At 70.8% G+C, this 22,115-nt stretch carries 15 protein-coding genes and 1 other RNA gene; 4 read left to right on the plus strand and 12 right to left on the minus strand.

Annotated features, from left to right (window positions below; genetic code table 11):
• Positions 1-76 precede the first annotated feature (76 nt).
• On the minus strand, positions 77-1,147 hold the full coding sequence (locus tag KYX17_RS26310) for an aspartate-semialdehyde dehydrogenase (RefSeq protein WP_243231551.1): 1,071 nt from the start codon (positions 1,145-1,147) through the stop codon (positions 77-79).
• A 363-nt stretch (positions 1,148-1,510) separates the two neighbouring features.
• A complete protein-coding gene (locus KYX17_RS26315) occupies positions 1,511-2,797 on the minus strand; it encodes an aspartate kinase (RefSeq protein WP_243231553.1) in 1,287 nt (428 codons plus the stop codon).
• A gap of 176 nt (positions 2,798-2,973) precedes the next feature.
• On the opposite strand from KYX17_RS26315, the gene KYX17_RS26320 reads away from it, so the two are divergent.
• The gene (locus KYX17_RS26320) at positions 2,974-4,392 is read left to right on the plus strand and encodes a threonine/serine exporter ThrE family protein (RefSeq protein ID WP_243231555.1); all 1,419 of its coding nucleotides are present in this window, start codon (positions 2,974-2,976) and stop codon (positions 4,390-4,392) included.
• Positions 4,393-4,402: 10 nt separating this feature from the next.
• On the opposite strand, the gene recR is transcribed toward KYX17_RS26320, so the two are convergent.
• The 8 genes from recR to ffs all read right to left on the minus strand — a co-directional run bounded on the left by recR (position 4,403) and on the right by ffs (position 15,661).
• Entirely contained in the window at positions 4,403-4,996 is a 594-nt protein-coding gene (recR, locus tag KYX17_RS26325; protein WP_243231557.1) for a recombination mediator RecR, read from the minus strand.
• Entirely contained in the window at positions 4,996-7,098 is a 2,103-nt protein-coding gene (locus tag KYX17_RS26330; RefSeq protein WP_243231560.1) for a DNA polymerase III subunit gamma and tau, read from the minus strand. The genes recR and KYX17_RS26330 overlap by 1 nt, the downstream gene beginning before the upstream one ends.
• Before the next feature lie 63 nt (positions 7,099-7,161).
• Positions 7,162-9,687: a glycoside hydrolase family 65 protein gene (locus tag KYX17_RS26335; protein WP_243231561.1), complete on the minus strand. Its 2,526-nt coding sequence runs from the start codon at positions 9,685-9,687 to the stop codon at positions 7,162-7,164.
• Positions 9,688-9,763: 76 nt separating this feature from the next.
• Positions 9,764-10,489, minus strand: a complete 726-nt coding sequence (locus KYX17_RS26340) for an HAD family phosphatase (RefSeq protein ID WP_243231563.1) — start codon at positions 10,487-10,489, stop codon at positions 9,764-9,766.
• Positions 10,490-10,564: 75 nt separating this feature from the next.
• A complete protein-coding gene (locus KYX17_RS26345; RefSeq protein WP_243231570.1) occupies positions 10,565-11,785 on the minus strand; it encodes an acetate/propionate family kinase in 1,221 nt (406 codons plus the stop codon).
• Positions 11,786-11,787: 2 nt separating this feature from the next.
• Positions 11,788-13,926: a phosphate acetyltransferase gene (gene pta / locus KYX17_RS26350; RefSeq protein ID WP_243231571.1), complete on the minus strand. Its 2,139-nt coding sequence runs from the start codon at positions 13,924-13,926 to the stop codon at positions 11,788-11,790.
• A gap of 227 nt (positions 13,927-14,153) precedes the next feature.
• Positions 14,154-15,527, minus strand: coding sequence for a CoA transferase (locus KYX17_RS26355; protein WP_243231572.1), 1,374 nt, complete (start codon positions 15,525-15,527; stop codon positions 14,154-14,156).
• 37 nt (positions 15,528-15,564) lie between these two features.
• An RNA gene (gene ffs / locus KYX17_RS26360) (signal recognition particle sRNA small type) lies at positions 15,565-15,661 on the minus strand.
• Positions 15,662-15,771: 110 nt separating this feature from the next.
• Between ffs and KYX17_RS26365 the strand changes: the two genes are divergently transcribed.
• The 3 genes from KYX17_RS26365 to KYX17_RS26375 are packed head-to-tail and all read left to right on the plus strand — an operon-like array spanning position 15,772 to position 20,267.
• A complete protein-coding gene (locus tag KYX17_RS26365; RefSeq protein WP_374208993.1) occupies positions 15,772-16,779 on the plus strand; it encodes an AAA family ATPase in 1,008 nt (335 codons plus the stop codon).
• A gap of 4 nt (positions 16,780-16,783) precedes the next feature.
• Positions 16,784-18,016 (plus strand): DUF58 domain-containing protein, encoded by a 1,233-nt coding sequence (locus KYX17_RS26370; RefSeq protein WP_243231574.1) that lies wholly within the window; start codon positions 16,784-16,786, stop codon positions 18,014-18,016.
• Positions 18,006-20,267, plus strand: a complete 2,262-nt coding sequence (locus tag KYX17_RS26375; protein WP_243231576.1) for a DUF3488 and transglutaminase-like domain-containing protein — start codon at positions 18,006-18,008, stop codon at positions 20,265-20,267. The genes KYX17_RS26370 and KYX17_RS26375 overlap by 11 nt, the downstream gene beginning before the upstream one ends.
• Positions 20,268-20,280: 13 nt before the next feature.
• Here KYX17_RS26375 and KYX17_RS26380 read toward each other — a convergent pair whose 3' ends face one another.
• Together KYX17_RS26380 and KYX17_RS26385 are read right to left on the minus strand one after the other, a co-directional pair.
• On the minus strand, positions 20,281-20,685 hold the full coding sequence (locus KYX17_RS26380; RefSeq protein WP_243231577.1) for an arsenate reductase ArsC: 405 nt from the start codon (positions 20,683-20,685) through the stop codon (positions 20,281-20,283).
• 18 nt (positions 20,686-20,703) lie between these two features.
• Positions 20,704-22,026: an NAD(P)-binding domain-containing protein gene (locus KYX17_RS26385; protein WP_243231578.1), complete on the minus strand. Its 1,323-nt coding sequence runs from the start codon at positions 22,024-22,026 to the stop codon at positions 20,704-20,706.
• Positions 22,027-22,115 lie beyond the last annotated feature (89 nt).

Here is a 22,115-nt window from a genome sequence, read left to right on the forward strand (position 1 = left end):
AGCGGCGCGCGCGGCCCCTCCGCCAGTGGGAGGGGCCGCGCGCGGGAACTTTCGCGGTTCTTGCCGCAGGCGCGACTCAGGCGGAGACGCTCAGGCGGGCGGCGACGATCTCGGCGATCTGCACCGCGTTGAGGGCTGCGCCCTTGCGGAGGTTGTCGTTGCTGATGAACAGTACGAGGCCCTTGCCCTCGGGGGCCGACTGGTCGCGCCGGATGCGACCGACGTAGCTGGGGTCGCTGCCCGCAGCCTGCAGGGGCGTGGGAACCTCCTCCAGCGCGACACCGGGCGCCGCCGCCAGCAGCTCGCGGGCCCGCTCGGGGGTGATGTCACGCGCGAATTCGACGTTGATGGACAGCGAGTGCCCCGTGAAGACGGGGACGCGCACGCAGGTGCCCGCCACGCGCAGCTCGGGCAGTTCGAGGATCTTGCGGCTCTCGTTACGGAGCTTCTTCTCCTCGTCGGTCTCGTTGTCGCCGTCGTCGACGAGGTTGCCGGCGAAGGGGATCACGTCGAACGCGATGGGGGCGATGTACTTCTCCGGCTGCGGGAAGTCGACGGCCGACCCGTCGTGCACGAGACGCAGGGTGTCGCCCTGGGCGAGGACGCCCTCGATCTGCCCCAGAAGCTCCTGGGCCCCCGCCAGACCCGACCCGGACACGGCCTGGTAGGTGCTCACGATGAGCCGCTCGAGGCCCGCCTCGGCGTCGAGGACCTTCAGCACCGGCATGGCGGCCATCGTCGTGCAGTTGGGGTTGGCGATGATGCCCTTGGGGCGCTCGTCAATCGCGTGCGGGTTAACCTCGCTGACGACCAGCGGAACCTCGGGGTCGTTGCGCCAGGCGCTCGAGTTGTCGATGACGACCGCGCCGGCCTCGGCGAAACGGGGAGCGTGCGCGCGGCTGCCGGTGGCGCCGGCGGAGAAGAGCGCGATGTCGATGCCGGCGGGGTCGGCCGTGGCGACGTCCTCGACGATGACCGTCTGACCACCGAACTCGACGGCGGTGCCGGCCGAGCGCGCCGTCGAGAACAGGCGCAGCTCACGAATCGGGAACGAGCGCTCCGCGAGAATCTCCCGCATGACGGTGCCGACCTGACCGGTGGCGCCGACGACGGCGACGGAGAGTCCGGATTCGGAGATGCGGGTCATGTCTGTTCCTCGGGATGTCGCAGGGCGCGCCGCATCCGAAGCGGTCGGGGCGCGGGGTTGCCCGATTCTACCGTGTCCGGCCGGTGACGAATCCCTGGGGAAGGCACTCTGTCCGACGCGGCGCTGGCGCACGCCCAGACGCTCCTCGATCTCGGTCGTCACGAGGATGCGCTTCGCGAAGCTCTCCATCGCGCTGGCGCCCGGCGCCGTCATCGGCTTCGTGCTGCTGGCGCTGTTCCTGTCGGAGCGGCGCTCTACATCATCGCCTGGGGCCTGTCGGGGCTGCGGCTCCCGGAGCCGTTCTGCAACCGGCTGCCCGACCGGCGCCGCTCGGCGCCGACCTCCCCGCGGGCCTGAGCCCGGTCAGCGCCCGCTGCCGGCGTAGACGACCGCGTCGCCCTCGCCGTCGAGGCCGTAGGCGGTGTGGACGACCCGCGCCGCCTCCGCGATGTCGTCGGCGCGCAGTACGACCGAGATGCGGATCTCCGAGGTGGAGATCATCTCGATGTTGATGCCCGCCGTGCTCAGCGCCTCGAACAGCGTCGCGCTGACGCCCGAGTTCGTCCGCATCCCCGCGCCCACGACCGACAGCTTGCCGATCTGGTCGTCGTGCACGAGCGCCTCGAAGCCCACATCCGCCTGGTCGGCGGCCAGTGCCTTCAGCGCGGCCGTGGCATCGGACTTCGGCAGGGTGAAGGAGATGTCGGTGCGGGCGGTCGCTGCGGCCGACACGTTCTGCACGATCATGTCGACGTTGGCGCCGGACTTGGCGACGATCTTGAAGATCTCGGCGGCCTTGCCGGGCACATCGGGAACACCGATGACGGTGATCTTGGCCTGGCTGAGGTCGGTGGCGACGCCGGCGACGATCGGCTCTTCCATGGCTTCTCCCTCGGGGATGTAGGCGGAACGCTGCTGCGCATCGAGCACGTAGGTGCCCTCGCTGGAGCTGAAGGTGGACCGCGCGTGAATCACGACACCGTGACGGCGCGCGTACTCGACCGCGCGGATGTAGAGCACCTTCGCGCCGTTGGCGGCGAGCTCCAGCATCTCCTCGGTCGAGACGACGGGGAGCTTCCTCGCGCGCGGGACGACGCGGGGGTCGGCGGTGAAGATGCCGTCGACGTCGCTGTAGATCTCGCACACGTCGGCGCCCAGGGCCGCCGCCAGAGCAACGGCGGTGGTGTCGGAGCCGCCGCGGCCGAGGGTCGTGATGTCGCGGGTGTCGCGGTTGAAGCCCTGGAAGCCGGCGACGATGACGATCGCCCCCTCGTCCAGCGCCTCGCGCAGACGCACGGGAGTCACGTCGACGATGCGGGCCGCGCCGTGCTTCGCGTCGGTGATCATGCCGGCCTGGCTGCCGGTGAAGGAGCGCGCCTCGAAGCCCATCGAGTGGATCGCCATGGCCAGCAGCGCCATCGAGATGCGCTCGCCCGAGGAGAGCAGCATGTCGAGCTCGCGCGGCGCGGGGATCGGCGCCACTTCGTTCGCCAGGTCGAGAAGCTCGTCGGTCGTGTCACCCATCGCGCTGACCGCCACGACGACGTCGTGGCCGGCGCGACGGGTGTCGACGATACGCTTCGCGACCCGCTTGATGCTCTCGGCGTCGGCGACCGACGACCCGCCGTACTTCTGGACGATCAACGCCACTGTGCTGCTCCCGGGGATGCGCCGTGTCCGGCGCGACGACGATGGAACGCTCGGATGCGGCGTCCAACGCTCCATCTTAGGCAGCCCGACATTCCGTCCCCGCCATGTGACGGCGGGCTCGGACCACGGCGGTTACGCTCGAGAGGACACCGCCGACACGGAGGCCGACGCACTCGATGTCCCCCCGCCCCGCCCTGCCGAGGTTTCTCACGCCCGCGCGCCGACGCGTCGAGCCGCCCGCGGACACGACGGATCTCCTCCCTGTCGTCGACGACGCCCTCAGCGTCCGCATCCTGGATCTCGCGGTCCGGATGGGCGAGACGATGCTCGTCGCGGGTGCACCGGCGAGCGAGGTCACCCTGACGATCGTGCGCGTGTGCGAGGTGTACGGCCTCATCCCGGTGCACGTGGATGTCACGTACAACCCGATCACGGCGGCCTACCACCGCTCGGGCGCTGCCCGCCCGATCACGCTCCTTCGCGTCGTGCGCGGCAGCACGCCCGATCACGACCGCCTGATGCGGCTGCAGGCGCTCGTCGCGGACATCTCCGCCGGCATGGGGCTCGATGAGGCGCAGACGGCGGCGCGCCGCATCCGTCGTGCGCCGTTTCGCTATCCGCCCGCCGCCGTCATCACGGCTCAGGGCGCGCTCGCCGTCGGCGTCGCGGTCATGTTCGGCGCCAACTGGCTGCTCATCGCTCTCGCGTTCACGGGGGCGGCGTGCGCCGCCCTCACGCAGTTCGCTCTCGCGAAGGCCCGCGTGCCGTACTTCTTCAGCCAGGTCGCCGGAGCCTTCGTGCTCACCGTGATCGCGGCCATGAGCCGCTTCCTCGCGGTCCTGGGGGTTCCCGGCGCCGAGGAGATCCGCCCTTCGGTCATCGTCGCCGCCGGCATCGTGCTCATGCTCGCAGGCCTCACCGTGGTCGGGGCCGCCCAGGATGCGATCGACGGCTTCGCCCTGACGGCCACCGGCCGCATCCTGGAGCTCGTCACGCAGACGATCGGCGTCGTGATCGGGATCCTCGCGGGACTCGAGACCGTGCGGGTGATCGGGCTCGCGATGGAGCCGCCCGACACGGCACTGCCGCTCGGACCGCCGCTCATGCAGTTCGTCGGCGCGTCGATCATCGCGATCGCGGTCGCCGTCTTCAACGGCGCCGGCGGACGCGTGGTCGCCGTCAGCGCACTGCTCAGCCTGGTCGCCTGGGGCGGCTACACGATCGCCACGGCAGCGGGGCTCGAGGTCGCCGCGGCGAGCGGGATCGGAGCCTTCGTGGCGAGCTTCGTGGGGATCGTGATCGCCTTCCGCCTCCACGTCCCATCGGTCGCGGTGACGACGGCGGCGATCCTGCCGATGGTGCCGGGTGCCGCCGTGTTCCGCGGGCTTCTCGGTGTCGTCGAGTCCGCGGGCGACACGGCCGTGATGATGACCGGGTTCGCGACGCTCGTGAACGCGGCGGTGGTCGGGATCAGCCTCGCCGTCGGCGCCTCGCTCGGCCTGTATCTCGGTCAGCCCGTACGGGCATCGCTGTCGGGCGTGACACGCTCGCGTGCGAAGCTACGGCGCTACGACGGGCCCGGACGCGGCCGCTGACGCCGGTCGCTCAGACGGCGCGGCGGCCCTCAAAGGCCCGCCCGAGCGTCACTTCGTCGGCGTACTCCAGGTCGCCGCCGACCGGGAGACCGGAGGCCAGGCGGGTCACGCGGATCGACAGCGTCGTGAGCAGGCGACTCAGGTAGGTCGCCGTCGCCTCGCCCTCCAGGTTCGGGTTGGTGGCGAGGATCACCTCCTGCACCGTTCCGTCGGCGAGACGCTGCATGAGCTGCGTGATGCGCAGGTCGTCGGGACCGACACCCGCGATCGGGCTGATCGCGCCGCCGAGCACGTGGTAGAGCCCGCGGAACTCGCGCGTGCGCTCGATCGCCGCGACGTCCTTCGCGTCTTCGACGACGCAGATGAGGGTCTCGTTGCGCCGCGGGTCGCGACAGATCGCACAGCGATCCTGCTCCGACACGTTGCCGCAGATCTCGCAGAAGCGCACCTTCTCACGCACCTCGACGAGCAGCTGCGCGAGCTGGGACACATCGAAGTTCGGCGTCTGCAGGATGTGGAACGTGATCCGCTGTGCGGACTTCGGACCGATCCCCGGCAGCCGGCCGAACTCGTCGATCAGGTTCTGGACGATGCCGTCGTACATCAGGAGAACCTCGTCGGCTGCTGGTAGGGCTCTTCACGCACGAAGCGCGCGTCGAGCACCTGGCGCACCACCGCTTCGCCGTAACGCTGGATGCCGTCGTTCGGTGCGGTGCGCACGGGGGCGGGCGGCGGAACAATGGGCGGGACGGCCGCCACATCCGTCGGGTACATCTCTTCGTCGGCGGGATCGACCGGCTCTTCCGGATCGAACGAGGTCGCCACCTCGGCAGCGGGCAACACGGCGCCGTCGGGGGGCGCCACGGTCAGCGTGCGCGTCGCGGATGCCTGGGCGTCTTCGGGCTCGTCGTCGACCGCCAGCTGCGCGACCGGAGCGGCAGGCGACTCGCCCGCATCCGAGGTGGGGATCGGCGCCACGGCCCACTCGGTGACCGGTGCCGCCGATGACGCACGGGCGGGACCTGGACGCTCGGCCGGCGGTGCGGGCGGTTCCGCACGCGGCGGCGCGGGAGGCGCCGCGGGAGCCGCCTCGGCGGGCGAGGCCGGGTCGGTGTCCTGGTCGTGGCGTGCGATGTACTTCACGCGGATGCCGAGCACACCCTGAATCGCCTGGCGCAGGTCTTCGCTGGGCCCGGCCCCGGCCGTGCGCTTCTTGAAGGCGGCGATGTCGCTCTGGCTGCGGAAGCTGAGGGTGAGGATGTCGCCCTCGAGCGCTGCGACGCGAGCCGCCGTCGCGATCAGCCACGAGCTGCGGCTGATGCTCTCGAGGCGCCCGAGGACCTCGGGCCATGCGTCACGCAGCCGCTGCACCGTGACGGGGCCCGCCGGGATGTCGCGTGCGGGGGCGGACGGTGCCGCCGGCTCCGCGGCGGGTGCGGACGCGGACGGGGCCACGGGGGCGGATGCGGTGGGTTCGGGTTCTGCGACCGGCACCGGCGCCGGAGGGACCGGGACGGCCGCGGCCTCCGCCGCGCGGGGAGCGGCGGTCGGCGCCGCCGGTGCGGGACGCGCCGCTGCGGGAGCCACGGGGGCCGACCCGACGGTGGGAGCGTTCGCGAGCACCCGGGCGACCATCAGTTCGAGCTGGAGGCGGGGAGAGGTGGCTCCCGACATCTCGTCGAGGGCGGCCACGACGATGTCGGCGGTGCGCGAGAGGCGCGCGGTGCCGACGATCTCGGCTTGACGCGACATGCGCTCGAGCTCGTCGGACGGGATGCCGCGCAGCACGGCGGACGCGCCCGCACCGGTGGCCGCGATGACGATGAGATCGCGCAGGCGCTCGAGCAGGTCTTCGACGAAACGCCGCGGGTCTTGCCCCGTCTGGACCACCCGGTCGACCGCGGCGAACGCGGACGCCGCGTCGAGGTCGCCGAAGGCGGTGACGACCTCGTCGAGCAGTTCGGCGTGCGTGTAGCCCAGCAGGGCGACCGCGCGCTCGTAGCCGATGGCGGCGTTCTCGGAGCCGGCGATGAGCTGGTCGAGCAGCGACAGCGTGTCTCGCGGGGATCCTCCCCCCGCGCGGACGACCAACGGCAGCACTCCGGGCTCGACGGAGACGCCCTCGGTCTCGCACATCTGCTGCACGTACTCGAGCATTGCCGCGGGCGGCACGAGGCGGAACGGATAGTGGTGGGTGCGCGAGCGGATGGTGCCGATGACCTTCTCGGGCTCGGTCGTGGCGAAGATGAACTTGACGTGCGCGGGAGGCTCCTCGACGAGCTTCAGCAGCGCGTTGAACCCCTGCGGGGTGACCATGTGCGCCTCATCGAGGATGAAGATCTTGAACCGATCGCGGGCCGGGGCGAAGATCGCCCGCTCGCGGAGATCACGCGCATCGTCGACGCCGTTGTGGCTGGCTGCATCGATCTCGACCACGTCGAGCGACCCGCCGCCGCCGCGGCCGAGCTCGATACAGCTGTCGCACGTGCCGCACGGGGTGTCGGTGGGACCCTCGGCGCAGTTCAGGCAGCGCGCGAGGATGCGCGCACTCGTCGTCTTGCCGCATCCGCGCGGGCCGGAGAAGAGGTAGGCGTGGCCGATGCGGTCGCCGCGCAGGGCCGTCATGAGCGGATCGGTCACCTGGGACTGCCCGATCATCTCACCGAACGCCTCGGGACGGTAACGGCGGTAGAGGGCTGTGGTCACCCCAGTAGCCTACGGCGTGCCGCCGACGTCGCGGCGGGCGCGTTCGCCGGCCGCGACGTCGGATCAGGCATCGAAGTGCGGCTCGTTCTCGCCGATGAGCGTCGGCCCGGTCACGACGGGCAGCGAGGCCGTGAGGGTCGGCACGGAGGCCGACAGCAGCGTGCCGTCCTCGCGCCGTGCGTCGGCGAACATCTGCAGCGTCGGCCGCCCCGTGCGCACGGGGCCCTGCGTGGCCAGGGGCACGACGAGCTCCTCGTCGGGGGAGATCGTGTAGGCGGTGCCGCGCACGGAGAACGACACGTCCTCTCCCCCGGCGCGGTTGCGAACGATCATCTCGTCGCGACGCAGCGTGATGTCCAGGTGCGACGCGTGCCATGTGAGCGCGTAGGAGAGCTCGGGCCACGCGGCCGGCAGCCGCGGGTCGAAGGTGAGCTCACCGTAGTGGTCGCGCATCCCGCCGAAGCCGGAGACCAGCGATGCCCAGACGCCGCCGGCGGAGGCGACGTGCACGCCGTCCGCCGCGTTGTTGTGGAGGTCGGCGAGGTCCACGAAGATCGAGTCCAGGAAGTACTCCAGCGCCAGGTCCTGGTAACCGACCTCCGCCGCCAGAATCGACTGCACGACACCCGACAGGGTCGAGTCGCCGGTGGTCAGCGGGTCGTAGTACTGGAAGTCGGCGAGCTTCTCCGCCTCCGTGAAGTGGTTGCCCTGCAGGAACAGAGCGAGCACCACATCCGCCTGCTTCAGCACCTGGTACCGGTAGATCACGAGCGGGTGGAAGTGCAGCAGCAACGGACGCTGCTCGTCCGGGGTGTTCTCCAGGTCCCACACCTCGCGCTCGAGGAACACGGCGTCCTGCGGGTGGATGCCGAGCGCCGGGCTGAAGGGGATGTGCATCGCATCCGCCGCCTTCTCCCAGATCTCTGGCTCCTCAGGGTCCAGTCCCAGGCGGTCGGCCATGAGGCGGTACGCCTCGGGAGCGGCCAGCTCCATCTCGCGCACCGTGCGGGCAGCGAAGCGCAGGTTGAAGCGCGCCATGACGTTCGTGAAGAGGTTGTCGTTGACGACCGTCGTGTACTCGTCGGGACCGGTGACGCCGTGGATGTGGAACGAGTCCGCCCCGTCGACCTCGTCGCGCCAGAACCCGAGGGAGTTCCACAGCCGCGCGGTCTCGACCGCGATGTCGACCGCCTCGCGGTAGAGGAAGTCGACGTCGCCGGTGGCGCGCACGTACTTGGCGAGCGCGAAGCTCACGTCGGCGTTGATGTGGTACTGCGCGGTACCGGCGGCGTAGTAGGCCGAGGCCTCCTCGCCGTTGATCGTGCGCCACGGGAACAGCGCGCCGGCCTCGTTGAGCTGGAAGGCGCGCCGGCGCGCGTCGGGGAGCATGTGCACCCGCATCCGCAGGGCGTTGCGCGCCCAGTGCGGGCTCGTGTACGTGAGGAAGGGGAGCACGTACACCTCGGTGTCCCAGAAGTAGTGCCCGCTGTATCCCGAACCCGACACACCCTTGGCGGGCACACCCAGACCGTCGGCACGCGCCGCCGCCTGCGCGAGCTGGAAGAGGCACCAGCGGGTGGCCTGCTGCAGGTCGTCGTGACCGGCGATGCGCACGTCCGAGCGGTCCCAGAAGGCGTCGAGCCAGGCGCGCTGCACGGCGTACTGCGTCGCCACGCCTTCCTGTCCGGCCCGGTCGAGCGTGCGGCGACACCGGTCGACGAGCTCCGCCGCCGGCACCCCGCGCGAGGTGTGGTAGCTCACGAGCTTCGTCACCTTGACGGGGACCCCGGCCTTCGCCTGCACGCGGAACACGTTCTTGGCGATGTCGGGCTGGATGAGGGTGCGCGCCGTGTACTCGTTCGCGGTCTCGACGATGTGGTCGGCGGCGACGGCGAGCGTCATCTCCGAGTGCGTCACCTTGTAGCTGAGCACCGAGCGCTGGCCGTCCTGCCAGAACTCCTGCGGCTGCAGAACCCGCTCCTCGATGCGCTCGGCGCGGCGGGGGTCGAATCCGGCCTTGAGCTTGCTCGCGGGCCGGCCGCCGTACACGTCCTCGCCGTCCTGGCGGTTCACGAGCTGGCAGCTGATCGTCACGGGGGCGTCGGCGTTGAGCACCGTCACCTCGATGCTCATCAGCGCGAGGTGCTTCTCCTCGAACGACACCATGCGCTCGAAGTCGATGCGCACCTCCTTGCCGGAGGGCGTGCGCCACAGGAGGTGGCGCCGCAGCACCCCGTCGCGCAGGTCGAGGCTGCGCTCGTACTCGAGGATCTCGGCGACGTCGAACGAGAGCGGCTCGTCGTCGACATAGACGCGCATGACCTTGGCATCGGGGGCGTTGATGATCGTCTGGCCGACCTCCGCGAACCCGTAGGCCTGCTCGGCGTGACGGATCGGGAACACCTCGTGGAAGCCGTTGATGAAGGTGCCCTGCTCGTGGCCGAAGCGCCCTTCGGGCTGGTTGCCCCTGAGCCCCAGGTATCCGTTGCCCACGGTGAACAGCGTCTCGGTGACGCCCGCCTCGTCGATGTCGAACGAACGCTCGACGAGTCGCCACGGGTCGACCGGGAAACGGTCTCTATCGATCATGAACATGCCTTCCGCCGATGACACGGCCAGGGATTCGGATGAGGGGGATGCGATCGGGTATCGCGATAGAACCGGCTCAGTCTACGAAGGCGGCGAGGTCGTCGACGACCACGTCAGCACCGGCGGCGCGCAGCGCCTCGGCACCGACGCCGCGATCGACGCCCACCACCAGGGCGAAGCCCGCTGCCTGGGCGGACGCGACACCGCTCAGCGCGTCTTCGACGGCGGCGCTGCGGGCGGGGTCGACCCCCAGCATCCGCGCCCCGCCGAGGAACACGTCGGGTGCGGGCTTGGACGCGAGGTTCTCGCGCTCGGCGACGACACCGTCCATCACGACCGCGAATCGATCACGGATACCGGCGGCGGCGAGTACCTCTTCCGCGTTCTTCGAGCTGGAGACGACGGCGACGGGAACGCCCTTCTCGCGAAGCTGGTCCACCAGCGCGAGCGAACCGGGATACGGCGCGATCCCCTCGCTGCGCAGGACCCGTGCGAAGACCTCGTTCTTCCGGTTGCCGATGCCGCAGACGGTGTCCTCGCTCGGATCGTCGTCGGGCTCGCCCCACGGCACCTCGACGTCGCGCGAGCGCAGCAGGCTCGCGACGCCGTCGTAGCGCTTCTTGCCGTCCAGGTGCAGGAAATAGTCCTGCTCCGTGTAGGGCGGGGTGATCCCCCACGCGGCGAACAGTTCCTCGAACATCGTCTGCCAGGCGTGCATGTGCACCTCGGCCGTCGGGGTGAGCACCCCGTCGAGGTCGAAGAGCACGGCGTCGTAGGAAGACAGATCGGGCAGGTCGGTCACGAAGCCTCCAAAGTTGCGCTCGACCGGGCTCACCCAGCGTAGTCGCGGCAGGTTACGCGTCGGTGTCGCGCGCGCTCAGGCGACGCGGGCGACGGCAAGTGCCTGCCGCGCGATCTCCAGCTCCTCGTTCGTGGGCACCACGAGCACGGTCACCGACGAGTCCGGGGTGGAGATCGTCCGGATGCCCTTGCGCCGCTCCTCGTTGGCGGCCGCATCCAGCTTGATGCCGAGGAATCCGAGCGTCTCCAGGGCCGCGGCGCGGATGAGGGGCGAGTTCTCGCCGACGCCTGCCGTGAAGGAGATCACGTCGACGCCGCCGAGCTGGGCGATGTAGGAACCGATGTAGGCGCGAAGGCGATGGATGTACACGTCGAAGGCGAGCGACGCGGGACCGTCGCCGGCCTCGCGGCGGTCCTCGATGTCGCGCATGTCAGACACTCCGGCGAGCCCCAGCATCCCGCTGCTCTTGTTCAGGAATGCATCGAGCTGCGCCGGGGACATCTCTTCGCGTCGCGCCAGCACGAGCAGGATCGACGGGTCCAGATCTCCCGAGCGGGTACCCATCACGAGCCCCTCGAGCGGGGTGAGCCCCATCGACGTCTCGACCGAATGTCCGCCGTCGATGGCGGTGATGGATGCGCCGTTACCGAGGTGGAGCACGATCTGCTTGAGGCTGCGCAGCGGGCGGCCGAGGTATTCGGCGACGGACTCCGAGACGAACTTGTGGCTCGTGCCGTGGAATCCGTATCGGCGGATGCGGTGCTTGCGGGCGATGGAGCGATCGATGGCGTAGGTGTAGGCCGCCGGCGGCAGCGTCTGGTGGAACGCCGTGTCGAAGACCGCGACGTGGGGCAGGTCGCCGAAGGCCGCACGCGCCGCGCGGATCCCCTGCACCGCGCCGGGGTTGTGCAACGGGGCCAGCACCGCGAGCTCATCGATGTTGATCTCGACGAGGTCGGTGATGAGCGTGGGCTGGAAGAAGCGCGCGCCGCCCTGGACGACGCGGTGACCGACGGCGACCGGGGCGTTCTCGGTGAGCGACGGACCGTGCTCGGCGAAGGCGTCGAGCATCACCTGGAAACCGACGGCGTGGTCGGGGATCGGCAGCTCCTGTGTGTAGGTCGCATCGACCGCCGCCGCCCCCACACCCGTGAAGTGCACCTTGTGGCTGGCCGCTCCCATGCCCTCGCCGATGCGCTCGACGAGCCCGGACGCCAGCGCCGTCTCGGTCTCGACGTCCAGCAGCTGGTACTTGAACGAGGATGAGCCACTGTTGATGACGAGAACGACGCTCACGTTCATGCCTTCCCTTCGGATGCGGGCGCATCGCCCTGAGCCTGGATCGCGGTGATCGCGATGGTGTTGACGATGTCTTCGACCAGCGCACCGCGCGACAGGTCGTTGATCGGCTTGTTCAGACCCTGCAGGACGGGGCCGATCGCGATCGCCCCGGCCGAGCGCTGCACGGCCTTGTAGGTGTTGTTGCCGGTGTTGAGGTCGGGGAAGACGAAGACCGTGGCGCGACCGGCGACGGGCGAGCCGGGCATCTTCTTCGAGGCGACGGCGGCGTCCGCGGCCGCGTCGTACTGGATGGGGCCTTCGACGGGAAGCTCCGGCGCCCGCTCACGCACGATGACGGTGGCCTCGCGCACCTTCTCCACATCCGCTCCCGAACCCGACTCGCCGGTCGAGTAGGAGAGCATCGCGACCCGCGGCTCGATGCCGAATCGGTCGGCGGTCTCCGCGGAGGAGACGGCGATGTCGGCCAGCTGCGGCGCCGTGGGGTCGGGGATGACGGCGCAGTCGCCGTAGACCAGCACACGGTCGGCGAGCGCCATGAGGAACACGCTGGAGACGACGCCGACACCCGGACGCGTCTTGATGATCTCGAACGCCGGACGGATGGTGTGGGCCGTCGTGTGGGCGGCACCCGAGACCATGCCGTCGGCGAGGCCGAGGTGCACCATGAGCGTGCCGAAGTAGGAGACGTCGGTGACGGTGTCGGCGGCGCGGGCCATGGTCATGCCCTTGTGCTCGCGAAGACGCGTGTACTCCTCGGCGAACTTCTGCACGAGCACCGGGTCGAAGGGGCTGATGACCTGCGCCGCGGCGATGTCGATACCGAGTTCGAGCGCGCGTGAGCGGACCTCGACCTCCTCGCCCAGGATGATGAGGTCGGCGATGCCGCGGGCGAGGACGGTGGCGGCGGCGCGCAGCACGCGGTCGTCGTCTCCCTCCGGCAGCACGATGCGGCGACGGTTCGAGCGCGCCCGCTCGACGAGGCCGTACTCGAACATGAGGGGCGTGACGACGGTGGGCTTGGCAAGTCCCAGCAGACGCGTCAGCTCGGCACCGTCGACGTGACGCTCGAACAGCGAGAGCGCGGTGTCGTAGGAGCGCTGCGAGTCGGCGGCCAGGCGACCGCGCGTGTTCATGATGCGCACGGAGGTGTCATAGGTGTCGCGGTCGGTCGCGATGATCGGCAGCCGCGATCCCAGGCCGTCGATCAGGCGGTCGATGTCGGCCGGCAGCGGGAACGGGCCGTTGAGCACGATCGCCGACAGCGACGGGAACGTGCCCGAGGCGTGCGCGAGCAGGGTCGCGAGCAGCACCTCGGTGCGGTCGGCGGGGATCACCACGACGGCCCCGTCGCTGAGCCGCGGGAGCACGTTGGCGGGGCTCATGGCGGCGACGATCACGCCCAGCACCTCGCGCGTGAGCAGTTCTTCGTCGCCCTTGACGAGTGTTCCGTCGACGGAGCGCATGACGCCGCGCACCGTCGGGGCCACCAGGAAGCGGTCCTCGGGAAGCGCCCATACCGGCACCTCGATGCCGGCGGGGACGATCTCGCGGACGGCCTGGATGGTCTCGTCGAGCACCGCAGGGTCGACGCGGGTGGCGACCACCGCGAACAGCTCCGCGCGGGCCTGGCGCAGCTCTCCGACCGAGAGCTTCGCGATCTGGGCGATGTCGGCGGGCGTGCGCGGGTCGCTCGCACCGAGCTGCTCGACCTGGCCCTGCTGGGCGCGGCCCCCGACGACCAACAGCACCGGGGCGCCGAGGTTCGCGGCGATGCGCGCGTTGTATCCGAGTTCGGCGGGGCTGCCGACATCCGTGTAGTCGCTGCCGAGGATGACGACCGCGTCGCACTGCGCCTCGACCGTCTTGTACCGCTCAACGATGCGCGCGAGGGCCGCATCCGGGTCGGCGTGCATGTCGTCATAGCCGACGCCGATGCAGTCGTCGTAGGCGAGGTCGACGCCGTCGTGGTCGAGCAGCATCTCGAGCACGTAGTCGCGCTCCGTCGTCGAACGGGCGATGGGGCGGAAGACGCCGACGCGCGCGGTCGCATGGCTGAGCGCTTCGAGCACTCCCAATGCGATCGTGGACTTTCCCGAATGACCTTCCGCGGACGTGATGAGGATGCTCTGAGCCACCCGATCAGCCTAGGCGCGCCTTATGTGAGGAGCCAGATGAGGCGTCCGTGAATAAAGTCCGCTCCCCCGGCAGCCCCTCTCCCCGCCCGGCGCCCCCTCACGTATCCGCCCTCCCGGCCCTCACTTCCCGCGAGACTGCATCTTTCGCACGAGATCACGGGTAATAACAGTGATCTCGTGCTCGAAATGCTGTCTCGCGGGTGGAACCGCGGGGATGGCGATGAGGGTCAGAGCCAGGCGGGCGCGTCGCCGCCGAGGCGGGTCGCCACGTGATCGAAGCGCAGGGTCGCCTCGCCCACCCGGAAAGGGGGCGACGCGAGCAGGAGCGCACCGTCGGGCGTCTCGATCCGCTGTTCCGCGCCGAACAGGGAGTCGGCGCCGCCGTCGGATACGGATGCGGGAGCCTGCGGCCCGAGGGAGGTGAGCGCGTGCGCGGTGCGGGCGAGCGACAGTCGCCACGTGCTGCCGCGGCCGGTGACGTGGCGGCGGGTGAGACCGGCCACGGCTGCGGCCGCCGCGAGGTATCCCGTCGTCCAGTCGAGAGCCTGCACGGGCAGCGACACGGGCGCCGCCGCGTCCGCGTGCCGCATGCCGATGTCGGCGATGCCGGTGGAGAACTGCACGAGCGAATCGAATCCCCGTCGGCCGGCCCAGGGCCCGCTCCAGCCGTACGCGCGGATGCCGACCTCCACGAGCCCGGGGCGCAGGCGCTGCCGTTCGCTCTCCCCCAGCCCCAGCCGGTCGACGGCGCCTGCGCGGTAGCCGTGCACGAGCACGTCGGCCTCCGTCAGCAGGTCGGCGAGCGCGCGGCGCCCGGCGGGTGTGGTCGCATCCAGGCGAGCGGAGCGCTTGCCGGCCATCACATAGGGGAGCACAGCAGGCTCGTCCCAGGTGTCGGGGTCGACGCGCAGAACGTCGGCGCCGAGACCTGCCAGCACCTGCGTGGCGGCGGGCCCCGCGATGACGCGCGTCAGATCGAGCACGCGAAGACCCGCGAGGGGCCTCGCCGACTCGGGATGCCAGGTCGAGCCCGCGCGCGCCGGTGCGGTCTCGGTGCGGGCGATGAGGGGTTCCGCAGCGACAGCGGAGCCGGGCGCGGACCGCATCCACTCGGCCCGGGTGCGCAGCGCCGCCGCCGCACCGCCCGCGGCGACGATGGCCGACTCGAGCTCGTCGGCGCCGCGGTCGGCGATCGCGGCGGACAGTTCCTCGACGGTCTGCGCGTCGGGCAGCGCCAGTGCGGCCAGGAGCGCCGCCCGATGGTGCGGCGCGTTGGCGTGCGTGCGGATCCACGAGCCGTCGGCCGTGGGGAAGGCGCCCGAGAAGGGATCCCAGGGCGAGGGGAACGACCCCTGCGCGGGTCGGACGTGGCGGCCGAGCCACGCGTCGACGAGCGCGCGATCCACCCGCGCCGCGGGGCGGGACACGACAGACGTGCTTCGCAGCAGCGAGTCCACCGCCGAGGCCAGCACGCTCACCGCCGTCGTGGCGAGAGTCGAGACGGGCAGGGTGTCGTCGAGCTGCGCGACCCCGCTCAGGCGAACGCCGCCTGGGACATCCAGGATGCGGCGGAGCTCATCCTGGGCGGTCTCCCCGTGCACGGCGCCACCCTACGCTTCGCGCACCGCCGGCGGGAAAAGAAAAGACTCTCCGCGAACCCGGCAGAGCCTGGTTACCCTTGCTACGTTTCCGTCCTGGGGGAGTTGGCCTGGATGCCGCCTCGCGGAGAGCTGTCACAAGTCTAACCCAGCCCGCACGCCGTCGCTCACGGCGAATACGCCGCCTCGCCCTGCGCCGCGCACGTTACGATCGGCACACGATCGCGCCGACGGGAAGGCATCCGGCATGACCGATACCGCACGAGTCCTCACCGACGAGGTCGATTCCGCGATGGACGCCGAGCGCTTCATGCGCCTGACGCGCGCGATCGGCAAGAGCGTCGCCACCGTCATCGACGGCAAACCGGATGCGGTGCGCAGCGCCCTCGTGGCGCTCCTCGCCGAGGGACACCTGCTCATCGAAGACGTCCCCGGCGTCGGCAAGACGATGCTCGCCCGTGCGCTGGCGGCATCCGTCGACGCGACCGTGCGCCGCATCCAGTTCACGCCGGATCTGCTTCCGGGCGATGTGACGGGCGTGTCGGTGTTCGACCCCGTGGCCCGCGAGTTCGAGTTCAAGCGCGGCGCGGTCTTCGCGCACATCGTCATCGCCGACGAGATCAACCGTTCCTCCCCCAAGACGCAGTCGGCACTGCTGGAGGCGATGGAGGAACGTCAGGTGACCGTCGACGGCGAGGCGCATCACCTCCCGGATCCGTTCCTCGTGGTCGCGACCCAGAACCCTCTCGATATGGAGGGAACGTACGCACTGCCGGAGGCGCAGCGCGACCGCTTCATGATGCGCATCTCGATGGGGTATCCGGATGCGGCGGCCGAGGCCCTCATGCTCCGACAGCGCGAGACCGAGAACCCGCTGTCCCACATCCGCCCCGTCGTGCACGCGCGTGAGGTGCTGGAGCTCATCGCCTGGGCGCGGCGCATCCACGTCGCGCCCGCCATCGAGGAGTACGCGGTGGCCCTGGCCCACGCGACGCGCACCCACCCGGAGGTGCGTCTGGGCGCGAGCCCCCGGGCGACCCTCCAGCTGGTGCGGGCCGCGAAGGTGTGGGCGGCGCTCGACGGGCGGGCCTTCGTCATCCCCGACGACATCGCGGCGCTCGTCGTGCCCGTCTTCGCGCACCGGCTCATCGCGACGCGCTCCTCCAGCACCCGTGGCGCGGATTCGCACTCGGTGCCCAAGATCCTGGAGCGGATCATCGACAGCGTCCGCGTTCCGCTCGCCGCGCGCACGTGAGCGCATGAGACGCAGCTGGCCGCTCACGGCGCGGGGAACCGGCGCCCTCGTGCTCGCTCTCGCCTGCTTCGCCGCCGCGAACCAGCTGGGACTCGTCGAGCTGGTCTTCGTGGGTCTGCTCCTCGTCTCACTGGTGGTCGCGGCGCTCGTCGCCGTCTTCGCCGTGCGCGGTCGCGCCGACGTCACTCGCACCGTGGTTCCTGCTGTGCCGGATGCGGGCGACGAGGTCGAGGTGACCGTGCGGGTCGGGGCTCGCACGGCGCTTCCCACCTCCGGTGGACGCTGGCACGACTCGATGCCGGACGGCATCGAGGGCGGTGGCCCCGGCACCTTCCCCGCCGTCTCCTCCGGATTCAGTCGTGACGATCGCGAGGTCGTCGTGGGCTACCGGGCCCGGGTGCTCCGTCGTGGCATCCATTGGATCGGCCCTTTCGAGCTCAGTTCGCTCGACCCGTTCGGCATCGCCCGTCGCACGGTCGCCCAGGGCGAGCTGACCCGGCTGGTCGTGACACCCGAGGTCCGGGAACTGATCTCGCTGGCGGGTGTGGCCGGCGCATCCGGCGGCAGCCTTTCGCGCGCGACGAACCGGCTGGGGCAGGGCACCGACGACGTGATCGCCCGCCCGTGGGCACCCGGGGATTCCATGCGGCGCATCCACTGGCGCGCGTCCGCCCACCGAGACGAGCTGATGGTTCGGCAAGAGGAGCAGGAGAGCTCGCCCGAGGCGACCATCGTCTTCGATCGCGCGCTGGGGCGGTTCTCCCCCGAGGCCACAGAGGCCACCGGCTCCGATCCCGCCTTCGAGGCGGCCGTCGGCGCGGTCGCCTCCGCGCTGGCACGACTCGTCGCCGACGGCTACACGGTCGCGCTCATCGAGCCCGACGGCACCCCGCTGTGCGATCACGTGGAGCCGGCGGATGCGCCGGCGCTCGAGGCGGCGATGCTGATGCTGGCGACGGTGCAGGCACGACTGGATGACCGTCTCGGTGCGCTCGCGGGTCTGTTCGCGGGCGAGACGACGGGTCCGCTCGTGCTCGTGACCGGCGCGCTGTCGCAGACGGATGCGGCGATGCTCGCCGCCGTGGGCCACCACAGCGCGTTCCCCGTGCTGCTCAGCACTGCTCCCGCTCCGGGGGCGTTCGATGCGGCGACAGGGTGGACGGCGGCCACGCTCGGCCGCGATGTCGCAGATGCGTGGCGTGACGCGGTATCGGGGAGGCTCCCCCATGCCGGCTGAGAAGACCACGCGCGCCCAGGGGCAGGCGGCGCTCGCCGTCGGCGTGTTCGTCGCGCTCGTCGCCACGACGCTTCCGGTGATGCGCGTCATCGCCCCCGATGCCTGGGTGGCGGCGGGACTCGGGCTCGCGGCGGCCATCCTCGTCCTGGGCACCGTGCTGCGCCGCGTCGGCGTGGCGGGGCTCGTGGTCACCGGCATCGACATCGTCGTGTGGGCGCTCGCCCTGACGCTCCTCTACGTGCGCGACAGCGCCTGGGGCGGGCTCGTGCCCTCCCCCGCGTCGTTCGACGCGGGGGGCGCGCTGGTCGCCGCCGCGATTCAGGAGATGGCGGTGGGAGCGGCGCCGCTGACCGCCACACCCGCGCTGTCGTTCTTCGTGGTCGCCGCGATCGGCGCGCTCGCCATCGTCCTCGACCATGTCGTCCTCACGACGCGGATGCCGCTGCTCGCCGCCATCGCCCTCGTCGCGGTCGCGGTCGTGCCCACGATCGCGGTTCCGGCGCCGATGGATGTGTTCGCCTTCGTGCTGCTAGCCGCCAGCATCCTGTTCCTGCTCGCGACCGATACGCGCACCCGCCGCGGCAGGACCGGCCCGCGCGGCGCACCCGCCGCCGCGTCCGCCGCCGTCATCGCGGTCGCATCCATCGCGGTGGCCGTGATCGTCACACCGCTGCTCCCCGCCCCCGACGGCGATGCCGCAGTCAGCGGCGCTGGAAGCAGCGGCATCAACCCCACACTGCGCCTCGGCGACGACCTACGTCGGCCGAACCCGGTGGAGGTGCTGCGGGTGCGTTCGTCGGAGTCCCGCGCGCCGTACCTGCGCGCGGTCACGCTGTCGAGTTTCGCGGGCGAGGTCTGGCGACCGGACGAGCGCGATGCGACTCCCGTGGGCGAAGGGCCGGGGTTCGGCCCGGTGCGCACCGACCCCGACATCCCTCGCGTCAGCGCCGACACGAAGATCGACATCGTGAAGCTGAACACCCCGTACCTGCCCATCCCCTTCCCCGCGACGGCGATCGGCGGGCTCACGGGCAATTGGGGCATCGTGGCCGACAATCGCACAGTCGTCAGTGAGGACGGCGACTCACGCGGTCAGAGCTACGAGGTCATCACCGAGACGCCCACTCCGGCGCTGGAACAGATCCGCGCCGCGACCTCGCGCGGAGCGGATGTCGATCCGGAGCTGCGTGAGATCCCCGACGACACCCCCGCCAACGTCTCCGAGCTCGCCCGAGCCGTGACTGCCGATACGAGCAACGATTACGACGCGGCTTTCGCCCTGCAGCGCTGGTTCCGTTCGAGCGAGTTCACCTACTCGCTCGACGCACCCGTCCAGGAGGGATTCGACGGGGCGGGCGTCGACGCGATCGGACAGTTCCTCGAGGTGCGCAGCGGATACTGCGTGCACTTCGCATCCGCCTTCGCCGCCATGACGAGGTCGCTGGGCATGCCGACGCGCATCGTGATCGGCTACCTGCCCGGCACCGCCACGACGGATCGCATCGACGGCGACCTCGTCTACTCGGTCTCGAGCGACCTGCTGCACTCCTGGCCCGAGGTGTACTTCGAGGGCATCGGGTGGGTGCCGTTCGAGCCGACCAACAGCCTGGGCGTGCCGACCGTGTTCTCCAGCGGCGTGGGCACCTCGCCCGATCAGGTCGACTCGGCATCCCCGGAGCCGACGGCTGCGGCGACGCCCACCACGGCCGCGACCGAGCGCCCGGACACCCCGGACAGCCCGCAGGCGGGCACCGTCAACGGCAGCGCGGGAACCGGCGCGATCGTTCCCGCCGTGTGGGTGACGGTCGCCGCGATCCTGGTGCTCGCCGCTCCCGCGCTCGCGCATGCCCTGCGACGTCGCCGCCGCCTGGTCCTCGCCGCGCGGGGCGATGCGAGCGCCGCGTGGCTGTTCGTCGAGGAGGCCGCGATCGACCTGGGGCTGCCGGTGCCTGCGAGCGCGTCCCCGAGGGCGCTGGCGGAGCGCCTCGTCGCTACGGGGGCTCCGGCGGACGATTTGCGGCTGCTCGTGAACGCCATCGAACACGCCAGCTACGCGCCCGCATCCGCGTCGTCCGGCGATGACGGAAACGGCCTCGCCACGGCGGCCTCGCGCGTGCGCCGAGGACTGATGGATGCGGCGACCGTCCCGCGCCGCATCCTCGTCGTCGTCGCACCGCGCTCTCTCATCATCCGCCCCGGCACCACGGCCGCCGGCACAGGCTGGCATGAGCGCGCCCGCACACCGCTGTAGACGAAAGGACTTCCTAGCCGAGGCTGGCGATGAGTTGCTCGACGCGGCCCCTGATGTCGTCACGGACCTCGCGCACGACGTCGACGGGCTGGCCCGCCGGGTCGGTGAGCTGCCAGTCTTCGTAGCGCTTGCCGGGGAAGATCGGGCATGCGTCCCCGCACCCCATGGTGATGACGACATCCGCCTGGCGAACGGCATCCGTCGTGAGGATCTGCGGAGTGGCGCCGGAGAGATCGATCCCCTCTTCGGCCATGACCGCGACGGCCGCGGGGTTGATCGCGTTGCCGGGCTCGCTCCCGGCGGAGAAGACATCGATACGATCGCCGGCGAGGGCTCGGAGGTAGCCCGCGGCCATCTGTGAGCGGCCGGCGTTGTGCACGCAGACGAAGAGGACGGCGGGCTTGGTGGAGTCGGTCATGACGTTCCTCGGTTCGGGTCAGGAGCGGTCGGGTGTGATCGTGGTGAGTGAGAGGAGCGGTGCGGCGGGTAGGCAACATGTCCCGCCGATCGATCCGTCGGGCGCATCGAATGGTCCGGCCCCACCGCAGACCCCGGTGTCGGGGAGGAGCAGTTCGACACGTCGTGCGGCTTCGTGGTCGCCGGCAAGCTCCGCAACGACGCTGCGCACCTGCTCGTACCCGGTGAGCGCGAGGAAGGTCGGAGCACGACCGTAAGACTTCGCACCGACGATGTAGAAGCCCGGCTCGGGGTGAGCCAGATCGGCGGCTCCCGTGGCTGCGACCGAACCGCAGGAGTGCACGTTCGGGTCCACCTCGGCCGCGATACGGGCGGGGGCTTGCAGCACCGGGTCAAGCTGGAGGCGTAACTCCGAGAGGAACGACAGATCAGGACGGAAGCCCGTGAGCACGACGACCCGATCGGCGCTGAGACGACGACCGTCTTCGGCGATCAGGACCCGGCCCTCGCCATCCGCCGCCACACGTTCCGTGCGAAACCCCGTCACGAGCGATACCAGACCGGCATCGACGTACTCCTTCGCCCGGATGCCGAGCGCCCCACGGGCGGGCAGCTCGTCCGCGTCCCCGCCCCCGAACGCGTTGGCCGCGTTCGCGCGGCGCAGCGCCCATGTCACGGTGGTGGCGGAGTCACGACGAGCCAACTCCGCGAGAGCCAGCACCGCGGTCACCGCGGAGTGCCCGGAGCCGACGACGACGGTGTGAGTGCGCTCGAACCCGGACGGGCTCCCGACGTCGGGAATGCGGTACGACAGCCAGCCGGCTGCCCCGCGCTCACCGAGCGCAGGCAGGCCGTCCGCGCCGGCGGGATTGGGGGAGGCCCACGTGCCGGACGCGTCGATGACAGCGCGAGCGAGAATGCGGTACTCGTCACCCTCCATCGGCTGCACGTGCACGGTGAACGGTCGGTCGCCACGGCCCGCATCGACGAGCCGGTCCCGCCCCCAGCGGGAGACACCGACGACCCGTTGTCCGCAGCGCACGCGGTCGGCCAGCGCAGCGGCGAGCGGAGCGAGATAATCGCTGATCCACTGCGATCCCGTGGGTTGCCCCGGCGAGGGAGCCGTCCAGCCCGCCGCCACCAGCAGGCGAGCAGCGGCGGCGTCGATGAGTTCGGACCAGTCCGAGAACAGACGCACATGCGCCCACTCGGACACCGCGGCGGCGGGAGCGGAGCCGGATTCCAGCACGACGAACGGCATCCCCCGCTCCGTCAGGTGCGCGGCAGCGGCCAAGCCTTGCGGACCGGCACCGATCACAACCACAGGAAGCGCATCGCCCACCGTTCCTCCTCCTTCATATCGACGTTCATCGATGAGATCGAGAATGCGGGATTCATCGACAGATGTCAATATGAGGTGCACAATCGAAG

The organism is Microbacterium sp. CIAB417, from assembly GCF_022788845.1.